The sequence below is a fragment of the Flavobacterium sp. GNP011 genome (genome assembly GCF_056428925.1).
The window spans coordinates 1-11869 of sequence record NZ_JBWJVJ010000031.1; the positions used below are offsets into that span (position 1 = coordinate 1).

Genomic DNA, 11869 nt, shown 5'->3' on the forward strand with positions numbered 1-11869 from the left:
GTCGGTGATCTAAGCCATAAGCGCCCGGTTCATCGAGCACGAATCGATGCTAATGAAAGTAATCTTCAGCCTCCTGTCGGTTTAAAAAGGAAGTTTCATTAGCATTAAAAATCTCGAATATAAATGCAAATAATCGCTCCTTTTTTGGAACAAAAAATGGGATTAACCCACTTAACTCCCAGAAATTTAGAGTTAAGTAGGTGTAAAAGCATCCATATCGATCATTGTAACAATTTTTAACTAACTCAAGATATTATGAAATCAAATGATATAGTGCCAATCCCGCCACATCCTCATATGTGGTAAATTGTATTGAGGTTATCCTATTTTTTTCATCGCTGTCATCGAAGCACGCAGCCATTCTCCAACTTCTTCAATAGGATGTTGTCTTATGGTTTTGTTAACTGCAATCAAAACGCTATTGTCTACTCCGTTTGAGGTTGAAAATGGTTTCCCAATTACATTTGTTTGTACCGTTTTCATAAAATCAACCAATAAAGGTTTACATGCATGATCAAATAAATAACAACCGTATTCAGCAGTATCCGAAATAATGCGATTCATCTCGTATAATTTTTTTCGAGCGACAGTATTAGCAATCAAAGGCAATTCATGCAATGATTCATAATACGCCGATTCTTCTATAATTCCAGATTGAGTCATGGTTTCAAACGCTAGTTCAACTCCCGCTTTCACCATTGCTATTAATAAAACTCCATGATCAAAATATTCTTGCTCAGAAATAGGAGCTGTAGTTGGTGCTGTTTTTTCAAAATTAGTTTGAGCTGTAGCTGCTCTCCAAGTCAATAAATTGATATCATCGTTAGCCCAATCAATCATCATATTTTTAGAAAACTCTCCCGAAATAATATCATCCATGTGTTTTTGAAACAATGGTCGCATAATTTCTTTTAATTCATCCGCCAAACGAAAAGCTTCAATTTTAGATGGGTTCGAAAGGCGATCCATCATGTTCGTAATTCCACCGTGTTTTAAAGCTTCAGTAATGGTTTCCCAACCGAATTGAATCAATTTTGAAGCATATGCTGGCTCAATTCCCTCTTCAACCATTTTATCAAAACATAAAATTGATCCTGTTTGTAACATACCACACAAAATGGTTTGTTCTCCCATTAAATCTGATTTTACTTCGGCAACAAAAGACGAGTTTAGCACACCTGCTTTATGTCCACCAGTGGCTACTGCATATGCTTTTGCTTGGGCAAAACCTACACCGTTGGGGTCATTTTCAGGATGAACTGCAATTAGAGTTGGAACTCCAAAACCACGTTTATACTCTTCACGAACCTCTGATCCGGGGCATTTTGGAGCACACATGATAACTGTGATATCCTTGCGAATTTGCATTCCTTCTTCAACGATATTAAAACCGTGTGAATACGCTAATGTTGCACCTTTTTTCATTAAAGGCATAATGGCTGTTACCACAGCTGTATGTTGTTTATCTGGTGTAAGATTACAAACTAAATCAGCAGTTGGAATTAATTCTTCGTAGGTTCCAACAGTAAATCCGTGATCAAAAGCGTTGTTAAAAGAAGCTCTTTTTTCTGCAATTGCTTCCGCTCTTAGAGCATATGATATGTCTAAACCTGAGTCTCTCATGTTCAATCCTTGGTTTAAACCTTGGGCTCCACACCCCACAATGACAACCTTTTTATCAGCCAATGCACTAATGCCTTCTGAAAATTCAGCTTGGTTCATAAATTCGCAAACGCCTAATTGTTCTAATTGTAATCGAAGTGGTAATGAGTTGAAATAATTTGCCATTTTGTAATTTTTAAGGAAAGTATAATTTAGTTTTTAGTTTATTTTTAATTTATTGCTACAGTTGCTCGAGCAAGGAAGAAATTTGCATTTTTTCTTTAGAGACTGAAATTCGGCCTGAACGAACAAATTGCATAATTCCAAAAGGTTGCAACTTTTCGTATAAATCTTGAATTTCAGCACGCTGTCCTGATTTTGAAATCACAAAGAAATCTCTTGCTACAGTAACAATTTCGGAGTGACTTTCTTTGATAATGTTTTGGATTTGTTTTTCGTCAAATAACAAACTTGATTCTATTTTAAAAAGTGCATTTTCAAGAAAAATCGTTTCTTCGTCAACGTGATAGAACGCCTTAATCACTTCGATTTGCTTTTCGATTTGTCCTACGATATTTTGCACCCATTTTTCTGTGGTATTCACCACAATTATAAATCGTGAAACGTTTTCAATTTCTGATTCGGATACGTTCAAACTTAAAATATTGATGTGGCGTTTTAAGAATATACCTGATATTCTATTCAATAAACCCACGTTGTTCTCTGAATATACTGAGATGGTAAATGTTTTATTTTCCATTTTTTTATGTTTAAAGTTTTATGTTTAAGGTATAAAAGTTGAATAAAATTCTATTGAAGTTCCAAAACTTTACACCTTAAACTTTAAACTGTTTTTATGACAAACGAATGTCCGATACCGATGCTCCTGTTGGGATCATTGGGAATACATTATTTTCTTTTTCGACCATCACTTCTAGGAAATAAGAATCCTTAGAAGCTAACATTTCTGCAACTGCGCTATCTAAATCTTCCCTTTTTATTACTTTTTTCGCTTTGATATAATAGCCTTCCGCAATAGCAATAAAATTTGGATTGATCATTTCGGTAGAAGCGTATCTTTTGTCAAAAAACAATTGTTGCCACTGACGCACCATTCCTAAAAACTCATTGTTCAAAACGACAATTTTAACTGGAACTTTGGTTTGAAAAATAGTCCCTAATTCTTGAATTGTCATTTGGAAACCACCATCACCAATTATAGCGACAACTTCACGATTTGGCATTCCCATTTTAGCTCCAATTGCTGCTGGTAATGCAAATCCCATAGTTCCTAAACCACCTGATGTGACATTACTTTTTGTTGAGTTGAATTTTCCGTAACGACAAGTAAACATCTGATGTTGCCCCACATCCGAAACCAAAATAGCATCTCCTTTTGAGTGTTTGTTGATCATTTCGATAGTTTCACCCATTGAAATTCCTTCTTTTTTGGGTTTCAGCTCCTCATTTATGACCGCTTCTAATTCAATTTCATATTTAGCTTTAAATTCATTGTGCCAAGAATCATGCGTGTTGTTTTGAATAAGGGGTAGTAAAGCCGTTAAAGATTCTTTCAAATCGGCGACAACGGCTACATCTGTTTTTACGTTTTTATCCACTTCAGCTGGATCAATTTCAAAATGAATTATTTTGGCTTGCTTGGCATATGTGGCAAGGTTTCCTGTTACGCGGTCATCAAAACGCATTCCGAGAGCAATCAACACATCGCATTCATTTGTGAGTACATTGGGTCCATAATTGCCATGCATTCCTACCATTCCTACATTTAACGGGTGGGAAGTTGGCAATGCAGATAAACCTAAAATAGTCCATGCAGCAGGAATACCTGATTTTTCTATAAGTTCTTTTAATTCGGCTTCGGCTTGACTTAAAATTACGCCTTGACCCCAAATGATAAATGGTTTTTTAGCATTATTAATTAAAGTTGCGGCCTCTTGAACCTTATTAGCATTAAGGATTGGTTTAGGATGATAACTTCTAATACTAGTACATTTTTTGTAACTGAATTCCATTTCATCAAACTGTGCATTTTTGGTAATATCAATTAAAACTGGTCCAGGGCGCCCCGATTTGGCGATGTAAAATGCTTTCGCAATAATTTCTGGGATTTCAGAAGCCTCTGTAATTTGGTAATTCCATTTGGTAACCGGAGTCGAAATTCCAATAATGTCGGTTTCTTGAAAAGCATCTGAACCCAATAAATGTTTTCCTACCTGCCCTGTGATACAAACCATTGGTGTTGAATCAATTTGAGCATCAGCAATTCCAGTAACTAAATTAGTTGCTCCAGGTCCTGAAGTTGCTATTGCTACTCCTACTTTACCGGTTGCACGGGCATATCCTTGTGCAGCATGTGTAGCTCCTTGCTCATGACGCACTAATACGTGGTGTAATTCGTCTTTAAATTTGTAAAGTTCATCATAGACTGGCATAATGGCACCACCCGGATACCCGTAAATGATATCCACACCTTCTTCTAATAAACATTTGATAACGGCTTCTGCGCCAGATATTTTTGTATTTCCCATTTTTTATTTTTATTAAGCCACTGCCTTTTTAAAATTCCTTGGCAACAGCACTTTCAATATCAATTTCAAAATTCGGAGTAATAACAATCAAATTTTTTTTTTGCTATTGATATTGCCTTTTGAAATTCCTAGTGGTTTTTATTTATCAGTTACGCAGCCTGTAGAAGCGCTCGAAACTGATCGTATGTATTTAAGTAACACTCCTTTTTTTATTGGCGTTTCTGGTTGGACCCATTTCGATTTTCGACTTGCAAATTCTTCATCCGAAATTTTAAGATCGATGGTATTTTTTATGGCATCAATCGTTATGATATCGCCATTTTGAACTAATGCGATACCGCCACCATCATAAGCCTCTGGAGTAACATGCCCAACTACAAAACCATGTGAACCACCAGAAAATCTACCATCAGTAATCAAAGCGACACTTTTGCCCAAACCAGCACCCATGATTGCAGAGGTTGGTTTTAGCATTTCAGGCATTCCTGGCCCACCTTTAGGTCCACAATACCTAATGACGACTACATTTCCAGGTTTAACCTCGCCGTTTCGGACTCCTTTTATAACATCATGTTCATTTTCGTATACAATGGCATCTCCTTCAAAATACTCGCCTTCGTTACCACTTATTTTTGCGACACAGCCTTCAGAAGCCAAATTGCCGTATAAAATTTGAATATTTCCTGTACTTTTTAATGCTTTTTGAATTTCATGAATTACATCTTGACCGTCATTTAAGTTTGGTACAGAAGCTAAGTTTTCGGCCAAAGTTTTACCTGTGACCGTCAAACAATGTCCGTGTAATAGACCTTCTTTTAATAAATATTTCATAACTGCAGGAACTCCGCCCGCAGCATGAAGATCCTCCATCAGGTATTTTCCACTTGGTTTTAAGTCGGCTAGCAAAGGCGTTTTATCACTAATTCTTTGAAAATCATCCAAAGTTATTTCAATATCTACAGAGTGCGCCATCGCTATCAAGTGCATGACAGCATTGGTTGATCCTCCTAAAACTGCTACCATCGTAATGGCATTTTCAAAGGCTTCGCGTGTCATGATATCTTTCGGTTTGATATCTTTTTCCAATAATATTTTGATGGCTTTTCCGGCATCAAGGCATTCTTGCTTTTTTTCTGGGCTTAAAGCTGGATTTGAAGAACTGTAGGGTAAACTCATCCCCAAAGCTTCGATGGCTGATGACATGGTGTTTGCTGTATACATTCCGCCACAAGCACCCGCACCTGGACAAGAGTTTTGAATTACACCTTTGAAATCTTCAGGTGAAATCGTATTATTAAACTTTTTACCCAATGCTTCAAATGCTGAAACAATGTTGAGCGATTCCCCTTTCCATTTTCCAGAATGAATGCTACCACCGTAAACCATGATCGAAGGGCGATTAAGGCGCCCCATTGCCATAACAGAACCAGGCATATTTTTATCACAACCAGGAATAGCAATTAGTCCGTCATACCATTGTGCTCCCACAACTGTTTCAATAGAGTCAGCAATTACATCTCGAGATACCAATGAAAATCGCATTCCGTCTGTACCATTTGACATGCCATCACTCACACCAATTGTATTAAAAATCAATCCCACTAAATCTTCTTGCCAAACCCCTGTCTTTATATCTTTAGCCAAATCGTTTAAGTGCATGTTACAAGGATTTCCCTCGTATCCCATACTTACGATTCCCACTTGAGCTTTATTCAAATCAGCTTCGGTTAAACCAATACCGTACAACATGGCTTGCGCTGCAGGTTGTGTTTCGTCTTGAGTAATCGTTTTGCTGTATTTATTTAATTCCATTTTTTTTCTGTTATAATTGAACTATTGCGTTGATATTTAAACAATAGTAGACTGTCCGATGTATACATTATCACTTTTAAAATAAAGATCGTCTTTGCTTAGAATATAGTTGGCAATAAAATCTCCTACTTCATTGGTCCCAAATTTTGAATACGGATTCAAATCAGAGGTTACTACATTCAATTCAATTGCTTTTTGCACAGCTTCGTATACTTTTAAGGATTCGGCATGTAGACCAAAATGTTCCAAAAGCATAGCCGCAGAAAGTATAGAAGCAATAGGATTGGCAATATTTTTATTTTTTCCTTCTGGAAAAGAACCATGAATAGGTTCAAAAAGCGCTGATGAACTTCCTAATGACGTCGATGGCAATAATCCAATTGTACCCGTAATAACACTAGCTTCATCAGATAAAATATCTCCAAATAAATTCTCAGTTAAAATTACATCAAATTGTTTTGGATTGATTATAATTTGCATCGCTGCGGCATCTGCCAATAAAAATTCTAAGATAACGTCTGGGTAGCCTTCAGCTAATTCAGTGACAACTTTACGCCACAAACGTGAGGTTTCTAAAATATTTGCTTTATCAACTAAAGTTAATTTTTTGTTTCTTTTTTGAGCAGTTCGAAAGGCTAAATGACTGATGCGAATAATTTCTTCTTCGGAATACTCGCAAAGATCTGAAGCAAAAGTGCCTGTTTCGTTGCTTTTTTTCTCACTAAAATAAGATCCTCCTGATATTTCTCTAAAGATGATGAAATCAGTATTTTCAATTATCTTTCTTTTTAATGGAGACAAATCAAGTAAGTCGGCATAAGGCTTTACAGGTCTAATGTTTGCATATAAACCGAGGGCTTGACGCAGATTTAATAAACCTTGAATAGGACGTAATTTAGTACTTGAAACAGTATCGTCTACGGCGCCAAATAGCACGGCATCCGTATTTAAACAAAGATTTAAAGTTTGTTCCGGTAATGGATTTCCTGTCTTTTCTATTGCAATCGACCCAATTAAGGCATCCTCAAAAACAAATTCATGATCGAAAACGACACCAATAGCATACAAAGCTTTCTTGGCTTGTAAAATTACTTCTGGTCCTATTCCATCTCCTGCAAGTGCTGCTATTTTTAAGTTCATAATATTTGATTTTAGTTTAGGGGCTTTGTTTAATTTAAAACCAACTCCTTATTGATTTTACAAGCTTCAATTATTTGATGAATGTCTTGATCTACTACTTCTTTTTTAATATCAGCAAATTTTAAGAATTCAATATAAACCACATCAAGTTGCATTTTAGTCAATTCATAACCTACTTTTTTTGCTCTGTAAGCCAATGCTGCTCTACCACTTCGGGCGGTCAATACAATTGAAGATTCATTTACACCCACTTCAAGCGGATCCATGATTTCATAAGTGGCTCGATTTTTTATAACTCCATCTTGATGAATTCCGGAGCTATGTGCAAAGGCATTTGCCCCTACAATTGCTTTGTTGGGCTGAACTATCATTCCCATACTTTCTGATACTAACCTACTCATTTCATTAAGCTGACGAGTGTTAATATTGGTATCTAAATTTAAATACGGATGCTGTTTAAATACCATTACCACTTCTTCAAGTGCCGTATTTCCTGCTCGCTCTCCTATTCCGTTGATTGTACATTCTATTTGTCTAGCTCCTTTTATAGCCCCTGCAATTGAGTTTGCAGTTGCCATTCCTAAATCATTATGGCAATGACAAGACAAAATGACGTTATCAATCCCTTTAACATTTTCCTTTAAATATTTAATTTTTGCACCGTATTCATCTGGCAAACAATACCCAGTTGTATCTGGAATATTTAATACGGTAGCTCCTGATTTAATAACTTCTTCGCAGACTCGTGCTAAGAATTCATTATCGGTCCTTCCTGCATCTTCAGCGTAAAACTCTACATCTTCTACGTAGGATTTGGCGTGAGCTACGGCCGCTTTGGCACGTAAAATAATATCTTCTTTTGTAGTATTTAATTTATGGAAAATATGCGAATCAGAAGTTCCGATGCCTGTATGAATTCTAGGTCTTTTGGCATATTGAAGCGCTTGTGCGGCTACATCAATATCATTTTTTACAGCGCGAGTTAATCCGCAAACTACTGCATTTTTAACAACCTTACTTATTTCTGAAACAGATAAAAAATCACCTGGACTAGAAACAGGGAAACCAGCTTCAATAATGTCTACACCCATTTCATCCAATCGATTTGCAATCACTAATTTTTGGTTAGTGTCTAACTTACATCCTGGGACTTGCTCTCCATCACGTAAGGTGGTATCAAAAATTTGAACTTTCTCTCTATTCATTTTAATTTATTTAATGTAATTTGCACAACTTGTAACAAAAATATCTTTCATTAGTTGGATAGAAAACACAATTTCCTGAAATATACTGCTCATAAGGGGTATTTGAACTTTATAAAATACTGATTAACAAAACATTAAGTTATACTATTCTACAATGGCTAACCATCAAAAAGATTTTTTATTTGTATTAATAAAGTCGCTTTCTAAATCTGAGAAAAGACAATTTAAAATTTTTGCAAGTAGATTAGAGACCAGTTCCAATACAAAATTTATTGAACTTTTTAACATACTTGATAAATCAGATGTATATGATGAAAAGCTAATTTTGAAAAGTGGCAGTATCAAAAAAGTGCAATTGTCTAACCTCAAATCGTATTTGTACAAGCAAATTTTGGTGAGTATCCGATTGAACATTCCTAGTCAAAACATGCGTTATCAACTTAGAGAACAAATTGATTTTGCTGCAATTCTATACAATAAAGGCTTGTATAAGCAAAGTTTAAAACTCTTGGATAAAACCAAAATTCTGGCCTTAGAAAATGATGAAAAACTAATGGCCTATGAAATTGTAGAATTTGAGAAACTCATTGAATCCCAATACATAACCCGCAGTATTCAAGGTCGTGCAGATGAATTGGTAGTACAAGCTAAAGAGTTGAATTACCGCAATACCATTTCTAGTAAATTATCAAACTTATCACTACAGCTCTATGGTATCATGCTCAAAACCGGTTATGTAAAAACCGATGCAGAGTTTACTTATATTGATGACTATTTTAAAAAACACATCTCCAAATTCGACGAAAAAAAGTTTGGTTTTAGAGAAAAATATTGGTTTTATAATGCCAATTTGTGGCGCAGTTTTTTAGTGCAGGATTTTTTATCATGTTATAAATATGCTTTAAAATGGGTGACCCTTTTTTATGATAATCCCAATATGATTTACTTGAATCCTGTTTTTTTCTTAAAAGGGAATCATTACTTACTGGAGTCATTGTACATGTTGAAGTACAAAACCAAGTTCAAAAAATACTTAGATTTATTAGAAGAAACCATAAAAGATTCCCGCTTTCCAGTGAATGATAATATTGCGAGTTTGTCCTTTTTATATGTTTATAACAACAAACTTAATTTACATATTTTAGAAGGTACTTTTGCAGAAAGTGAATATTTAATTCCTGAAGTATTGCATAAATTAAAAATGCATACGGATCATCTTGACGAGCATCACGAAATGTTGTTTTACTACAAATTTGCTTCTATTTATTTTGGTAACGAAAAATATGCTGAAAGTATTTTTTATTTAGAGAAAATCATCAACAATAAAAACCTTTCCATGCGTGAGGATTTAATGTGTTTTGCGCGCTTGCTGTGCTTGATAGCACATTATGAATTAGGGAAAGATTACTACTTAGAAAATCAACTCAAAAATACGTATAAGTTTTTACTCAAAATGAACGACTTGCATGAGGTGCAAAAAGAAATTATTAAATTCTTGAAAAATTTAAACTCTATTTATCCGACAGATATCAAGAAAGAGTTTATAAAAATGCGAACTCGTTTTGTCGAATTAGAACAAAATACCTATGAAAAACGTGCCTTTTTATATCTAGATATTATTTCTTGGTTAGAAAGTAAAATAGAAAATCGCAAGATTAGCGTCATTATAAAGGAAAAAGCAAAACTAAACAATCGGTAAAAAACAAAAAGGAGGCTAAAGCCTCCTTTTCTATTCAATTTCTTTACGACCGCGCATTATATCTTCAAAACTGGAACATTTTACAAACTCTTGGTCACCATCAATTTGTATGGGCAAAAATATAAATTCAACTTCTGAAAGGTCTTCTTTCAAATAAAAAGCCATATCGTCTAATTTATAAAACCATTCTTTGTCAAATTGTACTTTATTTATAGTGGCATCTTTGACTAATAATTTTTCGTTAAGCGGCTTCATGAGTACGTTTTAATTTTTTTTCAAAAATAGAAACATCATTTTGTTGCTACAAATACAAATGAATTATTTTCAAAAAAAAATAGATAATTATAAATAGATTATAATGTAAAAACTAATGGTTACTTTTAATAAAAAAATTATGAACGGATTCTTTAAAACAATACTAGCGGGCTACGGAGCTAAAAAACTAGGTGGAGGTTGCTTTGGCACCATTCTAATTTTTATAATTATCTATTGGATTTTAGGTTATTTTTAGAATTAAAATACTAAAAACAATCTAAAATAACTTCCATATTAATACGCCAACAAGGCATTAAGTGCATTTTCAAACCTGCCTTTGGGTAAATATTGATCCTCTAATGCTTTTGTAAACGGAATTGGTGTGTCTAAACTTGCCACACGTTTCACTGGTGCATCTAAATGTTGAAAACATTGTTCCATAATCATTGCTGATAAATCACTAGCAATTCCGCCAAACATGGAATCTTCCTGATAAATAATAGCTCTCCCCGTTTTCTTTACAGAAGCAAAAATAGCTTCGGTGTCTAAAGGTTGGAGCGTTCTTAAATCTATTAAATCTGCTGAAATATCAGGATTTTTTGATAAAGTTTCTAAAGCCCAATGAACCGCAGCACCAAATGATATTATCGTAACATCATTTCCTTCTTTCAACTGCGCTGCTTTCCCTAATGGTAAAGTATAATAATCTTTTGGTACATCCTGATACACGCTTCGATACAATTGTTTATGTTCAAAAAACAACACTGGATTAGGATCGTTTATAGATTCGTTCAACAAACCTTTTGCATCATACGGAAAGGCTGGATAAACTACTTTTAAACCGGGTGTTTTGGTAAACCAAGCCTCATTAGTTTGTGAATGAAAAGGTCCAGCTTGTGTCCCGCCACCGCATGGCATTCGCACCACAACATCTGCTTTTTCTAACCATCGGTAATGTGATTTGGCTAATAAATTGACTATTGGATTGAATCCTGTTGAAACAAAATCAGCAAACTGCATTTCCACAATCGCTTTGTAACCATTAATAGATAATCCCATTCCTGCTGAAACCACTGCACTTTCACAAATGGGTGTATTAATCACACGCTCTTTTCCAAATTGCGCCACAAATCCATCTGTAATTTTGAATGCTCCACCATACTCAGCAATGTCTTGCCCCATGATAACTGAGTTCTCATGACGTTCCATGGATTGTCTTAAACTGGCAGAAATTGCATCTATAAAACGGATATTTTCTTTTTCTGTTTTAGGTTTAACTTCTTCAAATACAAATGGTTTGTACACGTCATTTAGTTCTTCAGTTAAAGAAGCTTCTATTTCAGGTTCTGCATTGGCAAGAGCCAAACTTTCGTCTATATCTTTCTTAATTTCTAATCGTAGCCCTTCATCAAACTCAGCTGTAAGAATGTTGTTGTCTGACAAAAAGTTTCTGAAATTTTCCACAGGATCTTTTTCAGCCCACATATCCATTAATTCCTGCGGAACGTATTTTGTTCCACTCGCCTCCTCGTGCCCGCGCATTCGGAAGGTTTTAAACTCTAATAAAACAGGTCTTGGATTTTCTTTCATTGAAGCCTTTAATTCAG

Annotated in this window: 9 protein-coding genes; 1 reads left to right on the forward strand and 8 read right to left on the reverse strand. The window is 35.0% G+C overall.

Annotated elements, in window-relative coordinates; genetic code table 11:
- Nucleotides 1-318: 318 nt before the first annotated feature.
- The 6 genes from ilvC to AC061E_RS16250 form a co-directional block, all read right to left on the reverse strand.
- A complete protein-coding gene (gene ilvC / locus AC061E_RS16225) occupies nucleotides 319-1788 on the reverse strand; it encodes a ketol-acid reductoisomerase (RefSeq protein WP_478287188.1) in 1470 nt (489 codons plus the stop codon).
- A gap of 55 nt (nucleotides 1789-1843) precedes the next feature.
- Entirely contained in the window at nucleotides 1844-2362 is a 519-nt protein-coding gene (gene ilvN / locus AC061E_RS16230; RefSeq protein ID WP_158729709.1) for an acetolactate synthase small subunit, read from the reverse strand.
- A 94-nt stretch (nucleotides 2363-2456) separates the two neighbouring features.
- The gene (ilvB, locus tag AC061E_RS16235; RefSeq protein ID WP_478287189.1) at nucleotides 2457-4151 is read right to left on the reverse strand and encodes a biosynthetic-type acetolactate synthase large subunit; all 1695 of its coding nucleotides are present in this window, start codon (nucleotides 4149-4151) and stop codon (nucleotides 2457-2459) included.
- 138 nt (nucleotides 4152-4289) lie between these two features.
- Complete coding sequence (ilvD, locus tag AC061E_RS16240; protein WP_478287190.1) at nucleotides 4290-5963, reverse strand: dihydroxy-acid dehydratase; 1674 nt, start codon at nucleotides 5961-5963, stop codon at nucleotides 4290-4292.
- 36 nt (nucleotides 5964-5999) lie between these two features.
- Nucleotides 6000-7103 carry a 3-isopropylmalate dehydrogenase gene (gene leuB, locus AC061E_RS16245; RefSeq protein WP_478287191.1) on the reverse strand — a complete coding sequence of 368 codons (1104 nt, stop codon included), beginning with the start codon at nucleotides 7101-7103 and terminating at the stop codon, nucleotides 6000-6002.
- A 29-nt stretch (nucleotides 7104-7132) separates the two neighbouring features.
- Entirely contained in the window at nucleotides 7133-8308 is a 1176-nt protein-coding gene (locus tag AC061E_RS16250) for a 2-isopropylmalate synthase (protein ID WP_478287192.1), read from the reverse strand.
- Nucleotides 8309-8462: 154 nt separating this feature from the next.
- Here AC061E_RS16250 and AC061E_RS16255 point away from each other — a divergent pair, with 154 nt between their 5' ends.
- A complete protein-coding gene (locus AC061E_RS16255) occupies nucleotides 8463-10007 on the forward strand; it encodes a hypothetical protein (protein ID WP_478287193.1) in 1545 nt (514 codons plus the stop codon).
- Nucleotides 10008-10037: 30 nt separating this feature from the next.
- Here AC061E_RS16255 and AC061E_RS16260 read toward each other — a convergent pair whose 3' ends face one another.
- Both AC061E_RS16260 and AC061E_RS16265 read right to left on the reverse strand, forming a co-directional pair.
- On the reverse strand, nucleotides 10038-10262 hold the full coding sequence (locus tag AC061E_RS16260; RefSeq protein WP_478287194.1) for a hypothetical protein: 225 nt from the start codon (nucleotides 10260-10262) through the stop codon (nucleotides 10038-10040).
- Nucleotides 10263-10556: 294 nt separating this feature from the next.
- The coding region (locus tag AC061E_RS16265) for an alpha-ketoacid dehydrogenase subunit beta (protein ID WP_478287195.1) at nucleotides 10557-11869 on the reverse strand (1313 nt) is incomplete at its 5' end.

Coding starts and splice junctions, on each gene's coding strand:
- AC061E_RS16250 (WP_478287192.1), bottom strand. CDS start 8,308: ATGAATAGAGAGAAAGTTCAAATTTTTGATACCACCTTACGTGATGGA.
- leuB (WP_478287191.1), bottom strand. CDS start 7,103: ATGAACTTAAAAATAGCAGCACTTGCAGGAGATGGAATAGGACCAGAA.
- AC061E_RS16260 (WP_478287194.1), bottom strand. CDS start 10,262: ATGAAGCCGCTTAACGAAAAATTATTAGTCAAAGATGCCACTATAAAT.
- ilvN (WP_158729709.1), bottom strand. CDS start 2,362: ATGGAAAATAAAACATTTACCATCTCAGTATATTCAGAGAACAACGTG.
- ilvB (WP_478287189.1), bottom strand. CDS start 4,151: ATGGGAAATACAAAAATATCTGGCGCAGAAGCCGTTATCAAATGTTTA.
- ilvC (WP_478287188.1), bottom strand. CDS start 1,788: ATGGCAAATTATTTCAACTCATTACCACTTCGATTACAATTAGAACAA.
- ilvD (WP_478287190.1), bottom strand. CDS start 5,963: ATGGAATTAAATAAATACAGCAAAACGATTACTCAAGACGAAACACAA.
- AC061E_RS16255 (WP_478287193.1), top strand. CDS start 8,463: ATGGCTAACCATCAAAAAGATTTTTTATTTGTATTAATAAAGTCGCTT.